Below are 24,479 nucleotides of genomic sequence, written 5' to 3'. Positions count from 1 at the left end.
CCTGCCTGCCCATGACATTTGTCATGGGCAGGCAATGCGCCAGCTCACTACACCGCCCCGGTACCCGCGGCGATCATTGACTTCGTCAAGGTCGTCAGCCAGGAAAGGGTCACCATGAACGCCCAGAGCGCACAGCCTGTCTCGATGTCCGAAAAGGACTTGAACCACCCGCGGAGCCTGACGGCGTTCCGCAGTATGAAGATCCTCATCATCGGCTACTTCGGGCTCAGCTTGCTCACCCTCGTGGCCATCGTCCTGCTCCGCAACCACACCGGGATGGTGAACCAGGCCGTTTGGGTGCGGGGAACCATTGTCGCCGCGACGTCGCTGCTGATGTTGTCCTTCGCCGTCCGCGCGGCTCGCGGCTCCCGCAAGGGGTTTCTCCGGGTGCGGATCACGTCGGCGGCCATGGTGGTGGCCATCGTCGTCATCATCGCGCTGCCCGGCACCTTCCCGGTCTGGCTGAAGATCGAGCAGGCCGTCTGCGGGCTGGTCCTGATCGGCGTCGTCGTGGTCGTCAACGGCAAGCACCTGCGCTCACTGTTCGCCGCCAACTAGTTCTCGACGACTGCGAGGGCGGTAACGTGCGGTGATGCGCGCAACGAGGAAGGCGCCGGACGATCTCCCGGCCGTCGCCCAGCGGCCATGGTCCGACGGATGGCGACGCCGGCTGTTGTCCGCGGGCATGTTCATCTACCCGGTCATCACCGCGACCGAGGTGCCTCAATACTCGAGAGGGTCGGCCGCCGTTGCCGGATACACGATCATCGCCGTGTTCTCCGCCGTTTACGTGCTAGTAGTCATCGCGACAGTCCGGCTCGCCTGGACCCGTTTCTGGGTCCTGATCGGGGTCATGACCCTGCTGTTCATCGCCGCCTTGCCGTTCGCTCAGGCCGGCGCCTTCTTCCTGTGCGCGGTTGTCGTCTCACTGGCTGCCGCACGCATGAAGCGTTACATCGCACCCGTCGTGGCCTTCGCGATCGTCGCCAGCTTGGTTGTGCCGTGGGCGGTACGGCCATGGCATAGCGGGCCAGGCTGGCTTCAGGCGATCACGATCGTGTTCACCGTCGCACTGGTGTTGGGGTTCGCCGAGACCACGTACGCGAACCGGGCCCTCGTCGAAGCACGCGCCGAGGTCGCTCAGCTGGCTTCGGAGGCCGAGCGGGCCCGGATCGCGCGAGACCTGCACGACCTGGTCGGGCACTCGCTGACCGCCATCACTGTCAAGAGCGACCTTGCTCGGCGACTCGCCGAGGCCGGCTCGCCTCGCTCGCTCCAGGAGATCACGGAGGTCGAAGAGTTATCCCGCCAAGCCCTCGCCGATATGCGGGCCGCGGTGTCGGGCTACCTGGACGTCACCGTCGCGAGTGAGCTCGCCCGCGGGAGGGAACTGCTCCGCGCGGCGGGCGTCACGGCCGACCTGCCCACGGCGATCGACATGGTCGATGTCGCCCACCAGGAACTGTTCGGCTGGGTTGTGCGCGAAGGCCTCACCAACGTCGTTCGCCACGCGCGGGCCACCCGGTGCACGGTCAGCCTTTCAACTTCGGAAGTGGAAATCCGCGACGACGGTTCCGGCGGACCGGGTTCGTCCGGGAACGGCCTGACCGGGCTGCGGGAACGGGTTGCGGCCGCCGGCGGCCGGTTGGAAGCGGGACCGGTGAGCCCGCGGGGCTGGCGGCTGCGGGCATCATTCGAACCAATGGAAGCCGAGCCGACATGACGATCCGCCTGCTGCTGGCCGACGACCAGGAACTGGTCCGGCAAGCGCTGTGCGCCCTGCTCGAACTGCAGGAGGACTTCCGGGTGGTCGCCTCGGTCGGCCGCGGCGACGAAGTCGTCGACGCGGCCCTTGCCGAACAACCCGACGTGGCGCTGCTCGACATCGAGATGCCTGGCCTCGACGGGCTGGCCGCGGCGGCCGTCCTCGCCGCCCAGGTGCCGGCCTGCCGCGTGGTCATCCTCACGACGTTCGGCCGCGCGGGCTACCTCCGCCGGGCCATGGAAGCCGGCGCCGTCGGGTTCGTCGTGAAGGACGCGCGCGCCGAAGTGCTCGCCGACGCCATCCGCCGGGTGATGACCGGCGAACGTGTCGTCGACCCGGTGCTGGCGGTGGCGACGCTGGCAGCGGGCGAATCCCCGCTCACTGCCCGGGAACGCGACGTCCTCATCGCGGCACGCTCGGGCGCCGCGGTAGCCGAGATCGCCGCGAAGCTCTATCTGTCAGAGGGAACCGTGCGGAACTACCTGTCGGCCGCGATCGCCAAAACCGCGACTCGCAACCGGATGGAAGCACTACGCGTCGCAGACCAACGAGGCTGGCTGTAACGCCGGGTGCGCGTCGCGGGTCATCGCTAGTCGAGGTCGAGCGGCGGTCACCAGCTTCCCACTTTTGCGTTTTTGTGCGGTCTCTTAGTTTCTAAGAGACCGCAACTCGCCGTCGAGTTGCGGGGCGGTGGAGGCCGGGGGACGCAGGTCATCGCTCCTCTTCGAGCGCGAGTAACGCTGACACGGCTGCCTGTCCGAGGGCCAGCCCACCGTCATTGGGCGGGACCACCCGGTGAGTCAGCACCTCAAAGCCCCTGTCCCGCAACCGCGACCGGCACAGCCGCAGCAGCAGCACGTTCTGGAACACCCCGCCAGTCAAACCGGCCGTACGCACCCCGTGCGCCTGCCCAACAGCAGACACCACCTCACCGACAGCATCGGCGACGGCCACATGAAAAGCCGCCGAGAGCACAGCCTGCGGAATACCACGGCGAAGACCACCGACAAGCCCAGCCAGCAGCGGGGCGGGGTCGAGCATGCCGTCACGAACGGCGATTCGAAGATGCGGCAACGAGCGTTCCTGCGTCGCCAGAGTCTCCAACTCGATCGCGGCCTGTCCCTCGTAAGCAATCCGGTGCCGTACACCGAGCAGTGACGCCACCGCATCGAACAGCCGACCCATGCTCGTACACGGCACACATCCGAAACCGGACTCCAGCTGCGAAGCCAGCAGCCGCAGTTCCGCGGGTGTCGCGGCGGCCACCGGCGGCAGGTCCGGTGACCACTCGATCCCAGCGGACGTCAAGTACGACAACGCCATCCGCCACGGATTGCGCACCGCCGCGTCCCCGCCAGGCAACGCCACCGGCGCCAGATGCCCCGCGCGGGTGAACCGCTGCGTGTCCGTGCTGAGGAGCAGGATCTCCCCACCCCAGATCGCGCCATCAGTCCCATAACCGGTGCCGTCGAACGCAACGCCGACGATCGGGTCCCCGAGCCTGCCATGCTCGGCGAGCAACGACACGACGTGCGCATGGTGGTGCTGGACGAGATCCAGCGGCCGGTCGCCGACGGTGCGTTCCGCCCAGCTGCGCGTCAAATACGACGGGTGCAGGTCGGCGGCGAGTCGTTCGGGCTCGCCGGCGCGCATGCCGGTCAGCTGGCCGACCGAGCGTTCGAACGCCTGCAGGGTCTCCCAGGTACCCATGTCCCCGATATGCGCCGAGCAGTACGCGCGGTGGCCGTCGGTGACGCAGAACGTGTTCTTCAGCTCCCCGCCGACAGCCAGCACCGCGGGGACTTCGCGCCCGAGGTCGACCGGCAACGGCGCATACCCCCGCGACCGGCGGATCGGCAGCTCATGACCGTCGAGCACGCGGACCACCGAGTCGTCACACGGCACGTGGATCGGACGATCGTGGGTGAGCACGGCGTCGGCCAGCCGCGGAAGCCGCGCGGCTTCGTCGTCGTCGGTGAAGCAGATCGGCTCGTCGGAGAGGTTCGCGCTGGTCAGGACCAGCGCGTCCGGCACGGGCGCCGCCGCGCCGGGAACGGGAGCGAACAGCAGATGGTGGATCGGCGAGTACGGCAGCATCACCCCGAGCCAGGGGCTGCCGGGCGCGACGCCGTCGACCACCGGGGCGTCGTCACGGCGGCCGAGCAGGACAACCGGGCGCGCGGGGGACGTCAGCACCGTCTCCTCGGCGACGTCGATGTGCACGAACCGCCGCGCGACAGCGAGATCGCGAACCATGACCGCGAACGGCTTGCCGCCGCGTGCCTTACGCCGACGCAAGGACGCGACCGCGTCTTCGCGGCCAGGAAGACAGGCCAGGTGATAACCACCGATCCCTTTGACCGCAACGATCTTGCCTTCGGCCAGGGCGTGCTGCGCGGCAGCGACGGCCTCATCGCCGGAGTCGGCCCCGAACCTCAGCGTTGGCCCGCACTCCGGGCACGCCACCGGCTGCGCGTGGAACCGCCGGTCCGCCGGGTCCTCGTACTCCGCCGCACACCGCGCGCACAGCGGGAAGTCCGCCATCGTGGTAGCCGGCCGGTCGTACGGCAGCGCGCGGATGATGGTGAACCGCGGGCCGCAGTTGGTACAGGTGATGAACGGATGCCGGTAGCGCCGGTCGGCCGGGTCGAACAGCTCGCCGACGCAGTCCGCGCACACCGCGATATCGGGCGGGATCGGGGTTTTCGCGCCCTCGACGCCCCGGCTGGCCACGATGACGAAGGCGTCTTCGCAGACGACGGGGATCACCTCGGTTCGCACCTCGGAGACCTCCGCGAGCGGTGGCAGTTCCTCGACGAGCCGCCGCGCGAACCGCTCGATCGCCCCGACCGGACCCTGCACTTCGGCGAAGACCGACAAAGAATCGTTGCCCACCAAGCCGACCAACCCGAGTTCGGTCGCCACCCGGTAGACGAACGGCCGGAAACCGACGCCCTGGACCACACCGGTCAGGGTGAACCGGCGGCGCTCAGTGTTGTCTCCTGGGCTGCCTGCGGGCCGGACTGTGGTCGTCATCGTCGACACCTCAGCCCTGATTCTTGATCAGGGTCCGCAGTCAGGCAACCCTGTCAAGCACGACGTATGTAAGAAAAGTTTGACACCGTGTCGAGTTTACTTTACATTCGTCGATGTCAAGTTTTCTTAACATCGGAGCGGCATGGCGGTCGAAGAGAAGCGCGCGTGGATCATGGCGGTGGTCGCGATCGGCGGCTACGCGGCCTACCTCGCCATCATCCTCGGGAGAGCGGGCGCGACTCCGCTCGCCGAGGTGCCGTACGTGTCAACGCTGTTGTGGAGCGTCGGCTCGGCGATCGTGGCAGGCATCGTGCTCACCGCCGTGGCCGCGATGACCTCGCCGCGTGACGCCACCAAAAAGGACCAGCGCGATCGGGAGATCGGCCGGTTCGGCGAGTACGTCGGGCATTCCTTCGTCGTCCTCGGCGCGGTCACGGCGATGGGCCTGGCGATGGCCGACTTCGACGGCTTCTGGATCGCCAACACCGTCTACCTCGCGTTCGTGCTGTCGGCGATCCTCGGGTCGACGGCCAAGATCTTCGCCTACCGCCGAGGTTTTCAGCCGTGGTGAAGCCGACCAAGATCACGAACACGATCCGAGCCCTTCGGTTCGCGCATGGTCAGCTGACGCAGGCCGCGCTGGCCGACCGCATCGGCGTGACGCGGCAAACCGTCATCGCCATCGAGCAGGGCCGCTACTCGCCGTCGCTCGAGATGGCGTTCCAGCTCGCCCACCTCTTCGGCGTCCCGCTCGAAGAGGTGTTCCAGTATCCGGACAGCACAGGAGAAACACTGTGAAGGCCATGGTCCAAAATACATATGGCTCCCCCGACGTCCTCGAGTTCAGCGACCTCGAAAGACCGGTGGCGGGCCCGGGTGAGGTGCTCGTGCGGGTGCACGCGGCCGGCGTCGACCCCGGCGTCTGGCACCTCACCACGGGCCTGCCCTACCTGGCCCGCCTCATGGGCTACGGACTGCGCGCGCCCAAAGCGCGCGTCCGCGGCCTGGACTTCGCCGGGTGCGTCGAGGTGGTCGGCGCGGACGTCACCCGGTTCCAGCCGGGCGACGACGTGTTCGGCACCTGCGAAGGCTCCTTCGCCGAGTACGCATGCGTCCGCGTGGACAGGTGCGCACCAAAGCCGGCAAACCTGACGTACGCGCAGGCGGCCGCAGTTCCCATCTCCGCTGTCACGGCCCTACAAGGACTTCGCGACGCCGCGAAAGTCCAGCCAGGCCAACGAGTCCTGGTCATCGGTGCCGCCGGAGGCGTCGGAACGTTCGCCGTGCAGCTGGCCAAGACGTTCGGAGCCCACGTCACCGGCGTGTGCAGCACGGAGAAGACGGACCTGGTCCGCTCGATCGGGGCGGACGAGGTCATCGACTACACCCGTGCCGACTTCGCCGACGGGAAGCATCACTACGAGGTCATCCTGGACACCGCGGGCAACCGGTCGCTGTCCCAGCTCCGGCGGGCTCTGAGGCCGCGCGGAATCCTGGTCATCGTCGGTGGCGAAGGGCCCGGCCGGCTGTTCGGCGGCGTCGACCGCGTTCTCCGGGCGCTCCTGCTGGCACCGTTCGTCAGCCAGCGATTGCGCGGTCTGTTCGCCGCGCAGCGTCAGGAGGACCTGGAGTTCCTGCGGCAGGCCGCCGAGAACGGCGAACTCACCCCGGTCATCGACCGCACCTATCCGCTCAACGAAGCCGCCGACGCCATCCGGTACGTCCACAAAGGACATGCGCGCGGCAAGGTCGTCCTCACCGTGTGATATTGCCGGCCGGTCAGACAGCCTGGTGGTCCTTTGCCCACCAGCTCGTGACGAGCCCGGCGTACTCGTCCGCGGCGTCTTCCCAGGTGAAGTGCCCCACGTCCAGGACGTCGAGCTTGCTGTGCGGCAGCCGCTCGTGGAGGTACTCGGAGTTGACGGTCGGCACGACCTCATCCCGGCTACCGGAGATGTGCAGCACCGGCGTCTCGATCCCCGGCAGCAGGTCGCGCAAGATCGGGAGCTCGGTCGGGTACGCACGCACATACCGCATCGACTCGACGAACCGGTCACCGTCATAACCCGAGAGGTAGTCCTCGGCGATCGCGTCGGGAACCTCGTACCGCGCGAACGACGACACCGCGACGCCGACGATCGCCCGCGGGTCGGCGGCGCGATAGCCCGCCAGATCAGGTATTTCGACCCACTCCTTCAGCGCACCGCCGAGCTGCAGCGGAAAGGACGCTCCACCGCTCCCGATGACCAGGCTGCGCAGCCTGCCTGGATGGGCGGCCGCGGCGAACAGTGAAGCACTGGTGCCGACGTCCGGTCCGACGACGTGCGGGTGGTCCAGCCCGAACTCGTCAGCGACGCGGATGAGGAACTCGCCCATCGCTCGCGGGGACATCAAGTCGTCACGACGTTCGGAATGGCCGAATCCGGGCAGGTCGATGGCCACCAGATGGGTGTTTTCGGCCAGCCGCGACCACGTCGGCGCGTAGGCGAACACGCTCTCCGGCCACGGGCTCAGCAGGAGCGCGTGATCCCCGCGGTCCTCGCTCTCGGCGAACCTGACCTTCACGCCGTCGATGGTGCGGAACTGCGGCTGGATGGATTCGTTCGAAACTGAAGTCATCGGATTCACTCCTGGGCGCTGTGGCGTGCTTCGCTCTCTTAATATGACCGGTCGTCTTAATCTTGTCAAGGCGCCCCGGAAGTGCTCGCCGAGTGGCGTTGCCCCGACTGGTCGATGCCGGGGCAACGCCACGGGCCACTGGGCGGTCACCGAGCCATTTGCCGGGGAGATGCCGTTGAAGGGCGTTCCACCGGAGAAGTCGGCGGCCGGCGTGGTGTTGATCGAATCGAGTACGCCGGCGTCGGTCAGCACGAGCCGGCGGGTTTACCGGTGTGCGAACAAGGTGGACCGGATCATTCGACGACGTCAACCAGCCTGTGAATACGGAACTAACCGGTCGACACCGACCCCGGACCGGAGATCACAATCGTCTGGTTCAGCAGCCCGGTGCATGCGGGCTTCTGGTCGACCTCGTCGATCGCGACGGCCAGGGTGAAGCCGCCGCGGATGCCCCGATAGGCCCCGGTGCCGGAACCCGCCACGATCGGCGTCCACCCGGTCACGTTCACTGTGCCCGAACACGTCTTCTTGTTGGCCGGGAAATCGGCGAAGGCGTCGATGATCTTCTGGTGAAGACCGCCGATGTCCAGGCGGAACGACCCCTGGGTCAACGCGAGGTCGAGTTGGCTGCTGTGCTCCGGGTCGACCGTGCCGTCGGGGTGCACACTGGTCGCCTTCCCGTAGTCCCCGATACCGTCGGCGAGGATCACCGTGGACGTCGACCCGTCGTTGTCGCTGTAGTCGGTGAGGTGCACAGCGGTGCGTGCCGCCGGGGTCACCAGTGGCGCTGCCGCCGACGCCAAATCGCCGGTCAGCAGGCCGCCGACAGCCGCCGCGGCGACGAACACGGGCACAAATCTCGTTATACGCATGACAAACTCCTGGCGATAGCCCTCGACTTCCGGCCGGAGTCCTGAGATTTCCCCGCCGGCTAACCGAATCCAGCCTTTCGGCAGGCGAACACCGGCACCATCGGGGATTCCCCGGAGACAACCCGGAACTTCGGTCTGACCGAGTCTGCCCGGTTATCGAAAAGCGAGCTATCGGCAAAAATTGTGTTGCCCGTGCGCTGCGGACTTCGCCCTCGCGAAGTCCACAGCGCACAAGATCGTCAGGACACGTTGAGGGCGGTGTCGTCGACTACGAACGACGTCTGCGCCGAACTGTCCTCGACCCCGGTGAACCGCAACGTCACGGTTTGGCCGGCGTAGGGCGCAAGACTGTAGGTGTGCTGGGTGTACCCACTCGCCGCGTTGGCGTTCGAGAAGTTCGCCAACGTCGAGAGCACGGTCCCCGATCCGTTGAGCACCTGGACACCGAGCGTGTCAAACACGGTGCTCGACGTTTCCGCGGTGTCGATGTGAAGCCAGAACGACAGCGCGTAGGTCGAGCAACCGCTGGGCAGGCTCACCGTCTGGGCCAGTGTGTTGGTCGTGGCCGTGCCGTAGCCGTCGAGCCACGCGTCCCAGGTCCCGGTCCGCGTCGGCTCCTTGGCGGAGTTGGCGAGGACCTTCGCCGATGCCGTCCAGGGCGCGGCGGTGCCGGTTTCGAAGCCCGGGTTGCCGAGCAACTGGGCTGGGGTGCAGGAGCCGCCGGTCGAACCGACCAACCAGGTGAACGAGGTGGTCCCGACCGGTCCGGTGCTGTCGGTCGCCGTGACGGTGACCGTGCTGCTGCCCGAGGTGGCCGGGGTTCCGCTGATCACACCGGTCGTCCGGTTGATCGTCAGGCCGCTGGGAAGGCCCGACGCGGAGTAGGCCAACGTCCCACCGGCGCTGTCAGCGGCTTGGATCTGGAGCGAAACAGCGGCGCCCGCGGCCGTCGTCTGGTTGCCCGGGTTGCTGACGGTGACCCCGCCGGGAGTGCCGGTGGCGCCGGAAGCCAGCCACGCTGTCGCGTTCAGTCCCAGTGCCGCGTTGTCGGCGGTGGGGTCGGCCCAGCCGTTGAACAGGGTGTTCCCCGGCTGCCCGGTGCCGTCGTCGATGGTGGAACTGTCACCCCAGATGGCGACCCGCCCCGACCCGAAGGTGCTGGTGACGAAGAAGGCGCCGGTGTTGCCGGGTGTGACAGTGCTCAGATACAGGAGCCCCTTGACGTTAGGGTTGTCGGCAGGCTTGAGGGTGAACGTGGTGCCATTGGCGATGAGACTGTGCCGCACCGTCCCGAACGCGCCGTTCAGGACGGGGTTGGCCGCGTCGGTGACGGCAACCGGGTGGTCGCTGGCGATGTTCTTCAGGTCGACCGAGAACCCGAACGGGTCGGAGTTGTCGACCCCGTTGTTGGTCAGCAGGTCGTTGATGATCGCCGGCGAGTCCTTGCCGTCGTTGTTGCGGTCGCTGCCGGTGTGGTCGGAGATGAGGAACAGCCCACCGCCGGCCTGGACGAACTTCATCACCGCGGTCTTTTCCGCCGCGGTGAGCAGGATATTGGGCTCTGGCAGCACAAAGGTGTCGAAGTTCGCCAGGTCCAGCGGGTTCGACGTGGTGCCGTAGGTGATCGAGTTGCCGGTGCCGAGCGTCTTGAGGCTGTACTGCCCGGTCTTCTGCAGCGCGACACCCCAGGAGGAGATGGCTCCGGTCCAGTCCGTATCCGTTGACGGGGAAGGGTTCTGGCCAGTCGGGTCCGGGATGCTGGTACTGATGATCCAATCGGCGTTTCCGGCCGTCTCGGCCTTCGTGTTGTCGAACAGCACCCGATGCTGGACAGCAGCGGCCGCGTGGGGCGCGGCGTCCGCCGCGGGCGGGAGTACCGCCACCGAACTGAAAACCAGTCCGGTGGCTAGGGCCGTTAGTAGGGAACTCCGTGCTTTCACGAGCACTCCTGAGGTCGGAAAGTGTTGGTATTCAACCGATCCAGGGTGTCGATTCACAGCGGGGAAAGCTAGTGCCGCAGGGTTGGAAAGGGACAACAGAAGGTTAAATTCCCGCGCTCTTTCGCTTCGCGCGCCTGGACCGCAGGACCTCGATCAGCAACGGGCTCAGCGACAGCAGCACGACCACCGCCACGATCGGCAGCAGGTAGGTGTCGATGTTCGGCACCGAAGAACCCAGCGCGTACCCGGCCATGATCACCCCGACCGTCCACACCAGCCCGCCCACCGTCTGCCACAGCGCGAACGTCCGCGCGGGCACGCCCACGATCCCGGCCAGCGGGTTCAGCACCGTGCGCACGACCGGAATGAACCGGGCCAACACGATCGCCTTGCCGTAGCCATACTTCTCCAGCATCGCCGCCGCGCGGTCGACGCCTTCGTGTACCCGCTTGCGGCGGATCCTCGCGAGCATCGCCTTCCCACCGCGAAGGCCGATCACGTACCCCACCTGCGCACCCACCAGTGCGCCGAACACCGCCGCGAGAATCAACGACACCAGCGAGGACCCGCCCGACAAGGTCCCGGTCGCCGCGAGCACCCCCGCGGTGAACAACAGCGAGTCACCGGGCAGGAAGAATCCGATCAGCAACCCTGTCTCCGCGAACAGCACAAGGAAGACACCGAGCGCACCGAGGCCGGTCAGCAACGAGCGCGAGTCCAGGACGTTTACCGCGAGTATCTGCACACCCCCGACGCTAGAAAGCCGCCAGTAAATGATCGGCACGCGGAAGGTTAAAACCGGCTTTACCTGCAGCGCTTGCGACCAGAGCCGGTCCCACCTGTTCCCCCGCGTGCGCACCGACGACGAACTCAGGTTGACCTGGGCGTTCCTGGTCGGCAGGGTGAGCGGATGAGCAGTGACGAGCGGGACGGCGTACCGCTGACCAACCTCGACCAATCGCTGTTCGAGGGCGCGGGCGCGACCAAACGGGACCTGGTGGACTACCTCGACGCCGTGCGCGACCGAATCCTGCCGGGACTGCGTGGCCGGCCGCTGTCGGTGATCAGGGTGCTGCGCGGGCAGAAGCCGTTCATGCAGAAGAACCTGCCGAAGTACACCCCGGAGTGGGTCCGGCGGGTACCGGTGTGGGCCGAGGCGTCCCACCGCGAGGTGAACTACGCGCTCTGCGACGACCGCCGCACGCTCTTGTGGTTCGCCAACCAACGGGCCATCGAGTACCACGCGACACTGGCGCTCGCCGAGAGCCGCGACCGGCCCACCCACCTGATCATGGACATCGACCCCCCACCGGGCGACACGTTCACGGCAGCGGTCGCGGCCGCGCTGCTGGTGCGCCAGGCACTCACCGACGCCGGGCTCTCGGGCGCGGTCAAGACGAGCGGCGCGAAGGGTGTCCACGTCTTCGTCCCGATCGAGGAAACCGAGCCCGCAGACGTCGCGGCCGCCACCCGCGCCCTCGCGGCTCGCGCCGAGCGGATCGACCCGGCTCTCGTTACCACGGCGTACATCCTGGAGGACCGCCAAGGCAAGGTGTTCCTCGATTCGACCCGCGCCGGAGGCGCCACGGTCGCCGCTGCCTACAGCCCGCGCGTGCGGCCGGGCTTGCCGGTGTCGTTCCCCGTGGCGTGGACGGATCTGGAGAACGTCACGCCTGCCGACTTCACCGTGCATTCCGCGCTCGCGCTGCTCGCCGACAGCGATCCATGGGCCGACACCATGCCCGCCCCACAGCACCTCGGCGCCGATCTGGTCGCGGAGGGGCACGAGATCCCGGTGGCCCGGGTCCAGGCGATGCACGAAGGCAAGCGCCGAGCCAAGGCCCGCCGCGAGTAGCGGTGGTGACCCCAGCCACGTGTGAGCCACCCGCCGACGCTGCAACGCCGTGACGTCCCGCACCTGGGCCGAAAACGGTCAAACCCGCTGCTAGCTTCACATTGCCGGTCACGAACGGGGCCGGCGCGGGGGTGTTCGTGAAGATCATGCTACCCGGCGGCACCGGGCATATCGGCAGGTACCTGAGCCAGTCGCTCGCCGATCGGGGGCACGACGTCGTCGTGGTGGGCCGCCAGGACGGTCGCGAATCCAGCGCCGGGATTCGGCACGTTCGCTGGGACGGCCACACCGCCGGGACTTGGGCAGCCGAAGTCGACGGGTGCGACGCGGTGATCAACCTCGCCGGCCGAAGCGTGAGCTGCCGCTACACCGACGCGAACCTGCGGGAGATGATGGACTCGCGGGTGGATTCCGCCCGCGCGGTCGGCGAAGCCATCCGCCAGGCGGCCGAACCACCGCGCGTCTGGTTGCAGATGAGCACGGCCACGATCTACGCGCACCGGTTCGACGCCCCCAACGACGAAGCGACCGGCATCCTCGGCGGCGACGAGACGGGCGTCCCGGGCTACTGGGCGTACAGCGTCGACATCGCCAAAGCCTGGGAAGCTGAACAGGAACGGACGGAAACCCCGGAGACACGCAAGGTCGCACTGCGGGCGGCCATGGTGATGGACCCCTATCGCGGCGGCGTCTTCGACGTGCTGCTGCGGATGGTCCGCCTCGGTCTCGGCGGCCCGGTCGCCGGCGGCGCCCAGTACGTCTCGTGGATCCACCACCTGGACCTGCTCCGCGCCGTTGTCCTGCTCCTGGACCGCGAAGACCTCGCCGGTCCGGTCAACCTGGCCGCGCCAAACCCCTTGCCACACCGCGAGTTCATGCGCGTGCTGCGGGCCGCACGGCGAATCCCGATCGGCCTTCCCGCGACCAGGTGGATGACCGAGCTAGGCGCCTTCGCGATGCGGTCCGACACCGAGCTGCTGCTCAAAAGCCGCCGGGTGGTCCCAGGCCGTCTTGTCGCCGAGGGTTTCTCCTTCGACTTCCCCGATTGGCCGAGCGCGGCCGCGGACCTCGTGCGGCTCAGCGGGAACCCAGGCTCGTAGCGTTCCCAACGTGGGACTCGGTCAGCTGGGCGTGGGACTCGCTGCCGGACGAGGTCGCGGGCTTCCAGCGCGAACCGGGCCAGCGCGGCACACGCGACGTCGCCTTCGGGAGCGCCCGATTCCTCGGCGATAACCCGCGCCAGCGCCGACAGCTAGAACGAACTTCATCTCGCAACTCGACGGCGAGTTGCGGTACTGAGCGTCTGCAACGATCGCAACTCGACGGCGAGTTGCGGTTGCCGACTGTGCGTGCGACGCACACCGTTGGCGACTAGCATGCGTCCCGTGCATATCGACAACGCGGACCTCAACCTGCTGAAGGCGCTCGACGTCCTCCTCGAGGAACGTCACGTGTCGCGCGCCGCCGCCCGCTTCCACCTCAGCCAGTCGGCGATGAGCCGGACGCTGGCAAGGCTCCGTGACACCTTCGGCGACGAACTGCTGGTGCGCACCGGGACCGGCTACGAGCTCACCCCTCGCGCCCGCGCGATCCAGCGGGAGCTCCAAGCCGTCATGCCGCGGCTGCGGTCCCTCGTCCGCGGCAACGACTTCGACCCAGGCACGGCCACCGACACCGTGCGTGTCCAGTGCACCGACTACGTGCCCGCGGTACTCGGCCCAGGCCTGTTCCGGCAGCTGTTCCACCAGGCTCCGCACCTGTCATTGACTATGGAGCCGCTCAGTCCGCACACCTTCGACGACGTCGAGCGAGGGCGGGTGGACCTGGCGTTGTCGCCGGTGAAGCCCCCGGCGCCCCTGCGCTGGCAGACGCTGTTCGAGGAGGACTTCGTCTGCGTGCTTTCGCGCGATCACCCGGTCACCGCCGATCGGCTGGAGCTCGACGACCTCGCGGCCTACCCGCACGCCAGCGTGGTGGTCATGCAGGCCGAGAACATGCTCGTGGACCGGCGCCTCGGCGAGCTGGGCATCCAGCCGCCGTCCTCACTGCGTGTCCCCTACTTCGCCGCGGCCGTGACAGCGCTGCCCGAAACGACGTTGATCGCCACGCTACCCAGGCGTTTCGCTCGGCTGCACGCCGACGACGACGGGATACGGATCGCCGAGGCGCCCACCGAGTTCTGCCGTTTCCCCTATGGGGTGATCTGGCATCCCCGGCTCACCAACGACCCCGCGCACTCCTGGCTCCGCACAGTGGTCCAGACCGCCGGCGACGCGGTCGACGTGCCGGAATCTGGGGTGTGACCAGGCGAACAAGGGCTCCCGAAAGCGGTGACGATCAAGTAGTTTTCGGGGTCGTCAGATCGGGGCAACAGCACAAGGAGAGTCGCCATGGGCAACGATGAGGTGCCAGCCGACGCGGCGCAAGACCGCCGGCGCCTCTTCGCCGCCGAACTGCGGCAGCTCCGTGAGGACGCCGGAAACCCGTCGTTCCGGAAGATGGCCGAGAAGTCCGGCTGCATCTCCCACGCGACGCTGCACGAAGCCGCCACCGGGTCGCGGTTTCCCTCGTGGGAAACGACAAGGGAGTTCGTCAAAGCCTGCGACCAACCGGAAGAGTCTTGGCGGGCGCGGTGGAACGCGGCAAAGGGCGACAACGAACCCGAGCCGGCACCCGCGGACCAGGCCCTCGTCCCGCGGCCTGCCCGAATGCCGCGGACCCTGGTGAGCGCGGCCGCCCTGGTACTGGCCGTGGTGGTGGCGATCGTCGTGGCGGCGCGACCGGGAGTCGACAATATGGTCGCCTTGGCCGGGCCCTCCCCCGTACAGCCGCCCACCGGCCCGCGGGTTGCGGGCGACGCGACCAAGTTCATCGCCGACGTCACGGTGCCCGACGGCTCCGCGCTCAAACTGAACCAGAGCGTGGTGAAGGTCTGGGAAATCCAGAACACCGGCAAGGTCACCTGGCAGGGCCGATACCTGCAGCGGATGGACCTCCCCGCGATGCCGACCACCTGCCACACTCCGGACCGGGTCGCGATCGGCGACACCGCGCCCGGTGAGAAGGTGATGATCAGCGTGACCGTCCAGGCTCCGGCGGCGCCGACGAGCTGCTGGATCGGCTGGAAGATGGTCGACGTGCGCGGTGCGCAGTTCTTCGGCAGCTCGCGCCCGGTGTACGTGCTCGTCAACGCCGTGCCCTGAGCCCCTGGCCGGAGCAGTATGCCCCGGCCGGGGGCTACCTCGTCGACGTCAGTCGTCGATGGACTTGACCTTGCCGTCTTCCTTGACGTGCCCCTTGGCGCCGGCGGCGACGGTCGGCGCGTGCAGCCGCTCCACAGTGCTGGAGACCTGCCACCAGATGTGGATCTGCTCCGAGTGGTTGCACGTGTTGTGGTAGTAGACGGTCGTCGTGGAGGTGCCGTCGGCCCACGACCAGTTGAAGCAGCCGGCCGTGCCGGTGTGCTTGGAGGCAGGCTGCGCGGGGGCGGCCGAAGCCGTGCCGGTCACGGCGAACGCGATGGCCGGGAGGACGGCCAGGGCGGCGACAGCCTTGGTCACTCGGTTCATGTGTGGATCTCGTTCCTGCTCGAATTCCTGTCTGGCAGGAACGATCTTCCGGCTGGCCGCCAGTGTCCGGTAGGCGTCTGACCAGGTCTTACAGTGTCTGACACGAACCTCTTACAGCGCACCGCCCTCGACGTGGCGGTCCAGGCGGAGATCGCTGAGCAGCACCAGTCGCCGTCCCACCGACTTGGGTAACCCGGCGACCACGCGGCGATAGGAATGCTCGACCATCTCCTTGATCTCGTCCTCCGGAACGCTCCCGTCGAGGGCGACGGTGTTCCAGTGCCGCTTGTTCAGGTGGTAGCCAGGGGTGACCGCGTCGTAGTGCTCACGCAGGTGAATGGCGAGCCCCGGTTCGCACTTGAGGCTGACCGTCGGCGGCGTCCCGTCCGGCGCCAGGATGACGAAGACCTTGCCGGCCACCTTGTAGACGTCCACGGTGGGACCGAACGGCTGCTCCTCGGTGACCTGGGCGAACTCGAGCGCGAAACCGGCGATGTCCTCGGGTGTCATGGGCACTTCCTACCTCCTCACCCTGCCCGGTCGCCACCTCGACCTCCGGCGACAAAGGTAAATTACGCGATTTCCGATAAAGTCGTTGACGCGGTTCCCGCCACCCTGCATGATGGAAACAACAAACACCGAACGAGGAGAAAAAGATGCTGACGAACATGCGAGAGCGAGGATTGCAGCGGCGACCGTTCGACGCCGTGATCGTCATCGCGTGGCAGTCGGCATACCGACTCCCCGTCGAACACGAGCCCCTGACCAGCACAGGCTCCCCACCGTGACGTAGATATCCGTCACGGACCAGGGAGCCGCCCATCGGGAAACCGATCAGGGCGGCTCTTTCTTTTGCGAGCACTTTTATTCACAGAACTATTCTTTGTCGGTGCGCTTCGGAAGCGGAATGGTCTCCAACACCATCTCCCGGCGGGTTCGACTCCTCCCACCGGCGCGCCCTTTTCCTGACAATTGTTCGACCGAACACACAACACCCGCCCCCATAGCGCAATGGACAGAGCGCGGCGTTACGAACGCCGAGGTTCCAGGTTCGAGTCCTGGTGGGGGCACTGCTGGCACCGGCGCAGACCGGCGGGCCGCACGTGGCGAGTGAGCCACGTGGGCCGACCGGGCCGGTTCCAGACCAACCACGGGTACGAGGGAGACGGAAACCCATCCACCTTGGGAGTGGAAGACACCGCGTTCGACTCGCGGGTATCCGACGGCACCGACAGGCAAGACAGACAGACAAGGCGCGTTCGTCCAACCGGCCAGGACATCGGATTCTCGATCCGGCAACGCGGGTTCGACCCCCGCACGCGCTGCCGCACCAACCTGCCCCTCTAGCCCAACACCTCGGCAGAGGCACACGGCTCAGACCCGTGACAGTGAGGGTTCGAATCCCTCGGGGGGCACGTACCCACCCGTTCAGCCGACCGATCAGTTCGAAGGAGGTGATCCACATGGACGTCCTGGTACTCAACGCGAGCTTCGAGCCGCTTCAGAAGGTGTCCGTCCCCCACGCCATCCGGATGCTGGTCCGGCAGGTGGCCGAGGTCCACGAGGCCGAGGCGGACCTCACCTTCGGGCTGTTCCCCCGGCCGCGGGTCGTGCGGCTGCTGCGCTATGTGGTGATGAAATGGCGCTACAGCCGACAACCCGCGTGGTCCCGTCGAGGGGTGCTGCGCCGTGACGGGCACCAGTGCGCCTACTGCGGGCGCCGCGCGGACACCGTCGACCACATCGTCCCGCTCAGCCGCGGCGGCCGGCGGACCTGCTGGCTGAACACCGTGGCAGCGTGCGGCGGAAACTCTCGCAGCTGCAACGCACGCAAGGCCGACCGGCTTCCGGAAGAGGCCGGGATGCGCCTGCGGGTCACCCCGTACGTCCCGAGCTGGACCCAGCTCGAGGCGCTCGCGGCGTAACCGGCGGGCGTCCTACTCCTGCTGTGTCCTGCTTTGTCCTGTGGTGTAACCGGCAGCATGGCGGTTTCTGAATCCGTCGGTCCAGGTTCGATTCCTGGCGGGACAGCGCAACGATGCAAGCCCCCGTGGTCCAGCGGAAACGACACCGGCCTCCGAAGCCGGAGACGCAGGTTCGACTCCTGCCGAGGGCACCAAAGTCCCAACCGCGAGCCGTACCTCGCACAACGCTCAACGACTCACGTCAGAGGAGAGCCAGAAGCTCATCCAGGCCTACCAGGCTGATGAGGCCACGCACTCGCTAGGCCACGTTTCAAGATCAACCGGATGACGCCGAGTCAAGAGTTTCTACCCCAACGGAGCGCCTGTACGACGGCGGGACGAGGTGGCTTGCCCGTCGACGTCTTCAGTGATTCGCGCAGGATAGGTAAATGCTTCGCCCTGAATTTCGACGGTCATTGCCACAGCGCCAATGATGGCGATCAGGATGGCGGTCCGCTGGCCCTGGCTGAATCCGGTCCAGTCGAGATGTTGCGTGTCGGAGCTGGCGGTCGCTCCGTTGATCCCGATGAGCACCGTCGATGGCCGAAACGGCTGCCAGCGATGACGAGGACCGCGACTCGTTGGTGAGCAACTTGACGGATACTAGCGTTGCAGTCTGGCGAACGACGAGATACACGGTCTTGGGTACTGGTCGCTGCCCGGTTGTTGGGTTGACCCAGAAGGTTGTTAGCACTCCTTGCCAAGTCCCGTGTATATAGCGTGGAACTCCCGGCGCCAACTGGGCAAGGTGGAACTTCCATAGCCACAGATCCCACAGTGTCAAGACGACGGTCGCAACAAGAACCGCTGCGGAGAAGAATTTCAACCAACCGAAGTTTAACTGTCCGCTCTGTACCAGGTTCCAACGACGAAGACGAGTACAACGATCGCAGCTATGACGCGGACGACGATATTCTGCTTCACGATGCGTACCCCAGGTAATTCCAGGCGGCTTTGACAAAGTCACGCCCGTCAGTGCGGGCCCAGTCCTGACCGCCATGGAAGAGATACTTGAATTCGTTAACTTCGAGCCAACGATCGTCCTCAACCGTGGGCTCATCACCGTCGAGTTCTTGCCAGGCGTGTAGGATGATGCCGCTGACGGTCTCGGTCCACGTTGAGCGCCGGAAGATGGCGTTCGGGCAGTTGTCGACAAGACACTCAACAAAGAACGACGGAACCTCGCGATGCCCACCGTCCTTGACCATCGCGTTCTCAACACGCTTCATGATGCGGACGGTCTTCTTGTAGTACTTATTCGTCTTCGTGTTCTTCTGTCGGCCGTTTGCAAGTTGCTGATCGGGGTAGTTGACGAGTGTGGTTCCGTCCTTCTTGAAGACCTTCGTTCCATCTCTGTAGCTACTGGCAGAAAAATAGTAGCGATAGTCAAAACACGGCACGACGTCTGCATCAACGCGAGCAGTGTTCGAATTGATTCGGAATGCGGGATCCTGACGAGTCAACCTGTTTGGGAAACTTCTTCTCTAGGGCGGCACCGAGTTCTGAGCGGAGCTTCGCCGGTGTCCATATACCCTCATAGGACCCACTGCCGGAGGGATGTGCCCCGGGGCTTGCCTCGTCCCAGTAACGGAGATCCGTACACTCGACTGCGACATCTACGTCGCTGTCAGCTCTAACGTTGGTATTGTTGGCGCACGAACCTTTGGCGTAGACCTTCAGGTCGCAGTCGGCGAAGGGCTCGTGATTCTTCACGGCCTCGCGGATCATGCGTTCGGTGCGCTCCTGCTTCTCCTGCTCGCTTGTGCTCGACGGACCGGTCCAACCGGCCAGCTTGTCTTCTAGGTTCATTGATGAACTGCTCTCCTCGGTGAAGGATCAGCAAGATCACGGTCGGTCATGTAACCCGCCATGGCGAGGATTCCCTCGTCCACCCAGCAGCGTGTGAAGACCTTCCCACGCTGGACGGCATGCTGGAGAGCCTCGGGTAGGTGAACAGTGTTGAGGCCGAGCAATTCGCGATTTGCCACGTCAAGACGGTACCTACCTTGAGCCATGGCCGCGAGTATTCGCACCTTCGGCGCGCGCCGTCGTCGTCGGCAGTGCCGGGTTCTGGCCTACTCGTCGCCAGAGGACCGAGCGGACTCCCGCAGCCGCAGTGCCGGAGTCTCGTTCAGCTTGAGGATGCCGATGGCCTGGATGCTGACCTGGGCACCGTTGGCGACCGAATGCAAGATCCCGTTGTAGACGAGGTCCCAGATTTTGCGGTCGCGCTGGAGTTCTTCGAGACTTCGGCCGAACCCGAGGTCCTTGTCGTAGAGCCACAGGTGGAACGTAGTGCCGCCGTAAGAAGCGTCAATTTTGGTCAGCTCGTACAGATCCACCCACATGCGCTTCTTGATGCCCCAGCGGACCTGTTCGACTAGAAGCCAGTCGGCTCCTGCGGCATAGGTCATGGAGCTGAATGGGCTGGACATCAGCACGGTGCCGATGACGACGAACACCCACATCTGCCAATAGGTGAACGCCGACAGTCCGCTCCCGCTGAAAACGGAGATCGCGGCCACGATGACCAGCATCAACCCGACACCACTCAGAACGAGGACAACCTTGCCCCGAGGACTTTCCCGGTGCCACGCTAGGACCGGGCCGAGCCCGGGCGGTGGCAGCGGCTTCCGCGACAGTCGCCGTTCACGGTTCGGGTCAAACTCAGGGGCGGGGGCGTCGCCGCGCATGTAGGACAGGCCGTGCGGCGGGAACGGTTCACCGATCTCGCTGTCGGGGCGCGGCGGCAGGCTCTCCAACGGTGGCTCGTCACCCGCAGGTGGATGGGGTGTCACGTGCTCTGACCTCTCGCTCAATTCGGCACTAGCCAATCCGCAACAGCTTGCCCGCCGATGGCTCCGGCGATCCCACCGGCCGTACCCACGACGAACGAGCCGACTGGGCCGAGTGGTGCTCCGGCGAGCGCGCCGGCCAGGGCACTGGAGCCGATGCCGCCGAGCGCGCCACCGGCGATAATGCCGCCAGTGTCGGCGGCCGCCTTACCCCAGCTCTGCTCGCCCTTCGCGGCGCTGAACGCTTCGGTCCCGGCGGTGACGAGGCTGCCGACGTACGGCATGCCACGAAGGAGTTTCTGGCCTGTTTTGAGGCCTATGCTCGCGTCCTCGGGGAGGGCATGAACGAACCTTTTACCGGGATACGCCGAAATCGCCCGTTTGGCGGTTCATGCCGTCACCTCGCTCAGCTCGTCGGCCAAGATGCGCACCGTGGAGCCAGTTCGCCGGATGTCCGCCGTTAGTTGCTTGGCGATGGCGGAGAAGGCCGAGAGGTGCGTGCGGTCGATGACGAGTGCGCAGGCGCTGTCCGGCAGCCGCAGTACATCCAGCAGTCCGGTGAACCCCGGACGGATGAGAGCTGTACTGGCCACACCCTGGTCACGAAAGACGGTGCCCAGGCACATGCCGCTGGCCACGCTCCACCAGGTCAGGAGGTCGGCGCACGCGTTAGCGTAGGCGTGGGCCGATTGCAGCGCGCGGGTACGCACGTAGCCGTAGACCATTTGAGCTGTGGCCGGAGGTTCGGCAGGCGGCAGCTGGAGCAGCTTCTTGGCAAGCAGCTGCAGGTCGGGGAAGGCGTCCGCGGTCATCCTTGACGCCTCTTTCGCGCCGGGGCCGGGCCGGTCGGCCGCATGACGGTGTCGACTTCCTTGAGCAGCCGCCAAACGGTGTGGACGGCCAACTCGTGTTCAGCGGCCAAGGTGTACGTCGTCGCCCCAGCCTCGTAGGCGATTTTGAGTTTGGTGGCGAACGCCCGGCGGCCCGCTCGGTTGCCGAGTGGCGGCCTCGCGGCTTTGGGGCTTCCAGTCGTCGAAGTAGTCATGCGACGGTCTCCACCAGTTCGACGGCTTCGGCGTGGGCGTCGAACTCCAACCGCTGTAACAAGCTGTTCTGGAGCAGTGGACTCCGCGCCAAGTGCCGGTACGTCAGGATGACGACGTGGTGCGCGTCGGCCCGTTGCAACTCCTCGACCAGTTCCTCGAACGCATCATGCACGCCACAGACGAACTCGTAGAAGATCGCCGCCAGACACCAGCCCTGCCGTTCGGCGAAGCGCTGCATTTCGAGCTCCATCCGGCGCACCTTGCCGTCGGGAATGTCGCAGGGCACGCGCATGTAGCCGTAGGCCAGTGGCCGGAGCGCGAGCAGCGGCGGTATGTCGTCGTCAAGAAGCGCAGTCATCCCATGAACCCCTTTTGCTGGTGAGCCCGCCCGGTGACGGCGTCGGGGTCGCAGCGTCACCGGGCGAACATTCGTGGGGTAGCCGTTCGATTGCTACCGGTCGTGAGTGAACCACCGGCAAGCTCAAATATGCAAGACTCACAACGAATCCTCGATGAGAAACATCCGAATTCGCTACTATCATTACAGGACGTGCGATCGGATGCTTTCAAAGCGGATGTAAGGTAGCTCCAGAATGAGAGGTGGAGACGTTGGCTGACGGGATGTCAGGTTCGACAGTGCCGCGCAGGCAGCTCGGCAGGTACTTGCGGGACGCTCGGGGCAAGGCGCGGCTGACCGTCAAGGCCGCGGCCGAGGCGCTGGAGTGGTCCGAAGCCAAGATCTGGCGCATCGAGACCGGACAGACCAGTCTCAGGAGCCTGGACGTCGAGGCCATGTGCCGCGTCTACGGCGTGGACGCCGAGATGACTGAGGCGCTCATGGGTCTGGCCAAGGAGACCAAGACGCGCGGCTGGTGGCACGCCTACGGCGACGTCATCCCTGGCGGCTTCGACGTCTACATCGGGCTGGAGGGCGCCGCCTCCGAGTTTCACTGGTATGAGTCCGAGTTGGTACCGGGTCTCTTCCAGACGGCCGACTACACCCGGGCGCTCATCACGGCTGACCATGACGACATCGGCACCGAGGAGGTCGAGCGACGCGTTCGGCTCCGTATGGAGCGTCAGACGTTGCTCACTCGAGCAACCGCCGCCCCTGAGCTGCGAGTTGTCTTGAATGAGGCCATCGTGCGCCGCCCAGTCGGCGGCGCAGGCGTTCAGGCCGGCCAGCTGAGCCGCCTGGTAGAGGTCGCCGAGCTGCCGAACGTCGCGCTCCGCGTGGCCACCTTCGCCGCAGGCCTACACCACGGCATCATGTCCGGGCCGTTTGTCACGTTGCGTTTCCCCACCAACGGTGACGGCAAGGCCAGTGAGCCACCTACCGTCTATGTGGATGGCTTCACCGGCGACTTGTACTTGGACAAACCGCAGGAGATCGAACGCTACGACCAGGCATTTCAACGTATCTGGGGTGCCTCGTTGAACGAGGCTGACAGCAAAAAGTTGTTGATCGAAGTAGCAAAGGAGTTTGGGTCATGATGAGTGCTGAGTTGCACGGAGCTCTGTGGCGAAAGAGCAGTCGCAGCAACAGCAATTCCAACTGCGTCGAGGTTGCGTTCTTGGAAGACGGACGCGTGGCCATGCGTGACAGCAAGCAGCAGGGCAAGGGTCCGGCGCTGGTCTTCACCGCAAGCGAGTGGGACGCTTTTGCTGGCGGCATGTCTGATGGAGAGTTTCAGAGGTCGTAGTCTTCGACGCGCAAAAAGCCCGCCTTCCAATGAGAGGGCGGGCTTTTTACTTGCCGGAACGACGAGTGCAACATTTCGGATCTTCTTGTCACTTTCGCCGCACAGCTAGTCGGCGAGGTTATTTCTCGACGGGTCCCAGCCTGGTCGGTAATCACCTCCACTAAACAAGCTGCGACCTGGTCTCTCTCGCGCTTTTCACCTCCCGCCAGTGCTGCTGCCAACCGTTGCATAGCCTCTGTTGGGTTCGAGAGCGAGTCACGTAGGCGCACTTGTTCAACCGCTCAGGCCACGGGTTCCACCTGGAGCCACATATCGCCATGCTCGTTCCGGCGCACATCCGAATGTCCGACGTTGCCCCCGTAGACCAGCCACCAACCCGCCGGCGGTCTCACCCGCATCTCGTACTCACCGACGGGCAGGTCGGTGAAGGCAAAATGACCTTCCGCGTCGGTATAGACGGTCTGGATGGGCTCGATGTCAAGCAGCCCGGGTTGCAGAACCTTGCGAGGATCTCCATTTCGCAGGTCAAGGCCATATTCGAGTCATAGGGTGCGGGAAAGGGCCAGCGCCGCGGTACGCACGGCCGGCGCGATGCGCTCGGTACGCATCCGGTTCGACCAGCCGGAAAGGGAGATCGCCGCCAAGGGCAACCCCGTGCCGTCAAGGAGCGGGCTCGCCGCACACACCACGCCGACCCCGGATTCCTCGCGCTCGTACGCAACGCCGTCCTTCCGGATCTTCGCCAGTTGCCGGCGCAGCAGCCCCGGCGCGGTCACGGTGCGCGGGCTGATCCTGGGAAGCCCGGCGGCGATGACCTCTTCCTGCACCGATTCCGGCGAGAACGCCAGGATCGCTTTGCCCACACCGGTTGCGTGCGCGGGAAACCGGCCACCGATACGCGACGGCAAGGAAGGCGCGTCCGGACCGCGCACGATGTCGAGGTACACCACTTCGGTGCCTTCCAGAACCGCGAGATGCGCGGTATTGCGCGTGGCCTCTCTCAGGTCCGCGAGATACGGGCGCGCCGCGTCGACCAACCCGCGCTGGCGAACCGCGAGCTGCCCGATCTCGAACAGTTTGAGTCCCAATCGGACAGACGTTCCCTCGCGCTCGAGGAACCCCGCGGCGACCAGGTGCCCGGTCAGCCGATGGACGCTCGACTTGGCCAAGGAAGTCCGCCGAGCCAGTTCGGACACACCCAGGGCGTTGTCACCAGGCTCGAAAGCAGTCAGCAAGGCCACGAGACGGGTCGCGGTCATCCCGTCGTCGTTCCGCTCAGCGGCACGCATGAGTTGATTGTGCCTCATCCTGGCGA

At 66.1% G+C, this 24,479-nt stretch carries 29 protein-coding genes, 5 tRNA genes and 1 pseudogene; 18 read left to right on the top strand and 17 right to left on the bottom strand.

The annotated features are described in order from the left end of the window. Positions 1-144: 144 nt before the first annotated feature. The 3 genes from JWQ81_RS01110 to JWQ81_RS01100 are packed head-to-tail and all read left to right on the top strand — an operon-like array spanning position 145 to position 2,328. Positions 145-558, top strand: a complete 414-nt coding sequence (locus tag JWQ81_RS01110; protein ID WP_297536837.1) for a hypothetical protein — start codon at positions 145-147, stop codon at positions 556-558. A 34-nt stretch (positions 559-592) separates the two neighbouring features. Further along, complete coding sequence (locus JWQ81_RS01105; protein ID WP_297536836.1) at positions 593-1,723, top strand: histidine kinase; 1,131 nt, start codon at positions 593-595, stop codon at positions 1,721-1,723. Next, entirely contained in the window at positions 1,720-2,328 is a 609-nt protein-coding gene (locus JWQ81_RS01100; protein ID WP_297536835.1) for a response regulator transcription factor, read from the top strand. The genes JWQ81_RS01105 and JWQ81_RS01100 overlap by 4 nt, the downstream gene beginning before the upstream one ends. 148 nt (positions 2,329-2,476) lie before the next feature. Here JWQ81_RS01100 and hypF read toward each other — a convergent pair whose 3' ends face one another. Next, positions 2,477-4,801 carry a carbamoyltransferase HypF gene (gene hypF, locus JWQ81_RS01095; RefSeq protein WP_297536834.1) on the bottom strand — a complete coding sequence of 775 codons (2,325 nt, stop codon included), beginning with the start codon at positions 4,799-4,801 and terminating at the stop codon, positions 2,477-2,479. A gap of 142 nt (positions 4,802-4,943) precedes the next feature. Here hypF and JWQ81_RS01090 point away from each other — a divergent pair, with 142 nt between their 5' ends. Genes JWQ81_RS01090 through JWQ81_RS01080 form a run of 3 tightly spaced genes read left to right on the top strand, consistent with a single transcriptional unit; the run spans position 4,944 to position 6,567 of the window. Next, positions 4,944-5,372, top strand: a complete 429-nt coding sequence (locus JWQ81_RS01090; RefSeq protein WP_297536833.1) for a hypothetical protein — start codon at positions 4,944-4,946, stop codon at positions 5,370-5,372. Then, positions 5,366-5,599, top strand: a complete 234-nt coding sequence (locus JWQ81_RS01085; RefSeq protein WP_297536832.1) for a helix-turn-helix transcriptional regulator — start codon at positions 5,366-5,368, stop codon at positions 5,597-5,599. Before JWQ81_RS01090 ends, JWQ81_RS01085 begins: the two co-directional genes overlap by 7 nt. Next, positions 5,596-6,567, top strand: a complete 972-nt coding sequence (locus JWQ81_RS01080) for an NAD(P)-dependent alcohol dehydrogenase (RefSeq protein ID WP_297536831.1) — start codon at positions 5,596-5,598, stop codon at positions 6,565-6,567. Before JWQ81_RS01085 ends, JWQ81_RS01080 begins: the two co-directional genes overlap by 4 nt. Before the next feature lie 13 nt (positions 6,568-6,580). On the opposite strand, the gene JWQ81_RS01075 is transcribed toward JWQ81_RS01080, so the two are convergent. The 4 genes from JWQ81_RS01075 to JWQ81_RS01060 all read right to left on the bottom strand — a co-directional run bounded on the left by JWQ81_RS01075 (position 6,581) and on the right by JWQ81_RS01060 (position 10,977). Then, positions 6,581-7,420: an alpha/beta hydrolase gene (locus JWQ81_RS01075; protein ID WP_297536830.1), complete on the bottom strand. Its 840-nt coding sequence runs from the start codon at positions 7,418-7,420 to the stop codon at positions 6,581-6,583. A 329-nt stretch (positions 7,421-7,749) separates the two neighbouring features. Further along, positions 7,750-8,292, bottom strand: a complete 543-nt coding sequence (locus tag JWQ81_RS01070) for a hypothetical protein (protein ID WP_297536829.1) — start codon at positions 8,290-8,292, stop codon at positions 7,750-7,752. A 239-nt stretch (positions 8,293-8,531) separates the two neighbouring features. After that, positions 8,532-10,232, bottom strand: a complete 1,701-nt coding sequence (locus JWQ81_RS01065; protein WP_297536828.1) for a putative Ig domain-containing protein — start codon at positions 10,230-10,232, stop codon at positions 8,532-8,534. Positions 10,233-10,335: 103 nt separating this feature from the next. Next, positions 10,336-10,977, bottom strand: a complete 642-nt coding sequence (locus tag JWQ81_RS01060) for a DedA family protein (RefSeq protein ID WP_297536827.1) — start codon at positions 10,975-10,977, stop codon at positions 10,336-10,338. Between the two features lie 165 nt (positions 10,978-11,142). Here JWQ81_RS01060 and JWQ81_RS01055 point away from each other — a divergent pair, with 165 nt between their 5' ends. The 4 genes from JWQ81_RS01055 to JWQ81_RS01040 all read left to right on the top strand — a co-directional run bounded on the left by JWQ81_RS01055 (position 11,143) and on the right by JWQ81_RS01040 (position 15,290). Next, positions 11,143-12,087 (top strand): ATP-dependent DNA ligase, encoded by a 945-nt coding sequence (locus JWQ81_RS01055; RefSeq protein ID WP_297536826.1) that lies wholly within the window; start codon positions 11,143-11,145, stop codon positions 12,085-12,087. Positions 12,088-12,233: 146 nt separating this feature from the next. Then, entirely contained in the window at positions 12,234-13,187 is a 954-nt protein-coding gene (locus JWQ81_RS01050; protein ID WP_297536850.1) for a TIGR01777 family oxidoreductase, read from the top strand. 285 nt (positions 13,188-13,472) lie between these two features. Next, the gene (locus JWQ81_RS01045; protein ID WP_297536825.1) at positions 13,473-14,390 is read left to right on the top strand and encodes a LysR family transcriptional regulator; all 918 of its coding nucleotides are present in this window, start codon (positions 13,473-13,475) and stop codon (positions 14,388-14,390) included. A gap of 87 nt (positions 14,391-14,477) precedes the next feature. Beyond that, complete coding sequence (locus tag JWQ81_RS01040; RefSeq protein WP_297536824.1) at positions 14,478-15,290, top strand: NBR1-Ig-like domain-containing protein; 813 nt, start codon at positions 14,478-14,480, stop codon at positions 15,288-15,290. A 48-nt stretch (positions 15,291-15,338) separates the two neighbouring features. Here the strand turns inward: JWQ81_RS01040 and JWQ81_RS01035 are convergent, their stop codons facing one another. Together JWQ81_RS01035 and JWQ81_RS01030 are read right to left on the bottom strand one after the other, a co-directional pair. After that, positions 15,339-15,656, bottom strand: a complete 318-nt coding sequence (locus JWQ81_RS01035) for a hypothetical protein (RefSeq protein ID WP_297536823.1) — start codon at positions 15,654-15,656, stop codon at positions 15,339-15,341. Positions 15,657-15,767: 111 nt separating this feature from the next. After that, positions 15,768-16,166 carry an MmcQ/YjbR family DNA-binding protein gene (locus JWQ81_RS01030; protein WP_297536849.1) on the bottom strand — a complete coding sequence of 133 codons (399 nt, stop codon included), beginning with the start codon at positions 16,164-16,166 and terminating at the stop codon, positions 15,768-15,770. A 487-nt stretch (positions 16,167-16,653) separates the two neighbouring features. Here JWQ81_RS01030 and JWQ81_RS01025 point away from each other — a divergent pair. From JWQ81_RS01025 to JWQ81_RS01000, 6 genes are all read left to right on the top strand, one after another. Beyond that, positions 16,654-16,726 (top strand) — tRNA-Arg (locus JWQ81_RS01025). Positions 16,727-16,908: 182 nt separating this feature from the next. Further along, positions 16,909-16,981, top strand: a tRNA-Glu gene (locus JWQ81_RS01020). 12 nt (positions 16,982-16,993) lie between these two features. Beyond that, positions 16,994-17,071 (top strand) — tRNA-Leu (locus JWQ81_RS01015). 48 nt (positions 17,072-17,119) lie between these two features. Continuing rightward, positions 17,120-17,581 (top strand): HNH endonuclease, encoded by a 462-nt coding sequence (locus JWQ81_RS01010; protein WP_297536822.1) that lies wholly within the window; start codon positions 17,120-17,122, stop codon positions 17,579-17,581. A 34-nt stretch (positions 17,582-17,615) separates the two neighbouring features. Further along, positions 17,616-17,687: transfer RNA gene (locus JWQ81_RS01005), tRNA-Gln, on the top strand. A 13-nt stretch (positions 17,688-17,700) separates the two neighbouring features. Continuing rightward, positions 17,701-17,775 (top strand) — tRNA-Arg (locus tag JWQ81_RS01000). A gap of 151 nt (positions 17,776-17,926) precedes the next feature. On the opposite strand, the gene JWQ81_RS00995 is transcribed toward JWQ81_RS01000, so the two are convergent. The 9 genes and pseudogenes from JWQ81_RS00995 to JWQ81_RS00960 all read right to left on the bottom strand — a co-directional run bounded on the left by JWQ81_RS00995 (position 17,927) and on the right by JWQ81_RS00960 (position 21,819). Continuing rightward, a complete protein-coding gene (locus JWQ81_RS00995) occupies positions 17,927-18,154 on the bottom strand; it encodes a hypothetical protein (protein WP_297536821.1) in 228 nt (75 codons plus the stop codon). Positions 18,155-18,173: 19 nt separating this feature from the next. Then, a pseudogene (locus JWQ81_RS44740) lies at positions 18,174-18,620 on the bottom strand (hypothetical protein); the annotation flags it as partial. Continuing rightward, complete coding sequence (locus JWQ81_RS00990; RefSeq protein ID WP_297536820.1) at positions 18,541-19,020, bottom strand: hypothetical protein; 480 nt, start codon at positions 19,018-19,020, stop codon at positions 18,541-18,543. The pseudogene JWQ81_RS44740 and the gene JWQ81_RS00990, both read right to left, overlap by 80 nt. A 10-nt stretch (positions 19,021-19,030) precedes the next feature. Then, positions 19,031-19,429, bottom strand: a complete 399-nt coding sequence (locus tag JWQ81_RS00985; protein WP_297536819.1) for a hypothetical protein — start codon at positions 19,427-19,429, stop codon at positions 19,031-19,033. Positions 19,430-19,695: 266 nt separating this feature from the next. Beyond that, entirely contained in the window at positions 19,696-20,418 is a 723-nt protein-coding gene (locus JWQ81_RS00980; protein WP_297536818.1) for a hypothetical protein, read from the bottom strand. A gap of 17 nt (positions 20,419-20,435) precedes the next feature. Beyond that, on the bottom strand, positions 20,436-20,699 hold the full coding sequence (locus JWQ81_RS00975; RefSeq protein WP_297536817.1) for a hypothetical protein: 264 nt from the start codon (positions 20,697-20,699) through the stop codon (positions 20,436-20,438). Positions 20,700-20,804: 105 nt separating this feature from the next. After that, positions 20,805-21,227, bottom strand: a complete 423-nt coding sequence (locus JWQ81_RS00970) for a hypothetical protein (protein WP_297536816.1) — start codon at positions 21,225-21,227, stop codon at positions 20,805-20,807. Then, entirely contained in the window at positions 21,224-21,460 is a 237-nt protein-coding gene (locus tag JWQ81_RS00965) for a hypothetical protein (protein ID WP_297536815.1), read from the bottom strand. The genes JWQ81_RS00970 and JWQ81_RS00965 overlap by 4 nt, the downstream gene beginning before the upstream one ends. Beyond that, the gene (locus JWQ81_RS00960) at positions 21,457-21,819 is read right to left on the bottom strand and encodes a hypothetical protein (RefSeq protein WP_297536814.1); all 363 of its coding nucleotides are present in this window, start codon (positions 21,817-21,819) and stop codon (positions 21,457-21,459) included. The genes JWQ81_RS00965 and JWQ81_RS00960 overlap by 4 nt, the downstream gene beginning before the upstream one ends. Before the next feature lie 251 nt (positions 21,820-22,070). On the opposite strand from JWQ81_RS00960, the gene JWQ81_RS00955 reads away from it, so the two are divergent. Next, positions 22,071-22,955 (top strand): helix-turn-helix transcriptional regulator, encoded by an 885-nt coding sequence (locus JWQ81_RS00955; protein ID WP_297536813.1) that lies wholly within the window; start codon positions 22,071-22,073, stop codon positions 22,953-22,955. Beyond that, a complete protein-coding gene (locus JWQ81_RS00950) occupies positions 22,952-23,164 on the top strand; it encodes a DUF397 domain-containing protein (protein WP_297536812.1) in 213 nt (70 codons plus the stop codon). The genes JWQ81_RS00955 and JWQ81_RS00950 overlap by 4 nt, the downstream gene beginning before the upstream one ends. Before the next feature lie 542 nt (positions 23,165-23,706). Here the strand turns inward: JWQ81_RS00950 and JWQ81_RS00945 are convergent. Next, entirely contained in the window at positions 23,707-24,453 is a 747-nt protein-coding gene (locus tag JWQ81_RS00945) for an IclR family transcriptional regulator (RefSeq protein ID WP_297536811.1), read from the bottom strand. Positions 24,454-24,479 lie beyond the last annotated feature (26 nt).

The sequence above is a fragment of the Amycolatopsis sp. genome, assembly GCF_025464955.1.
In the GTDB taxonomy this organism is placed as follows: domain Bacteria; phylum Actinomycetota; class Actinomycetes; order Mycobacteriales; family Pseudonocardiaceae; genus Amycolatopsis.
This window is presented reverse-complemented; position numbering and strand designations above follow the sequence as displayed.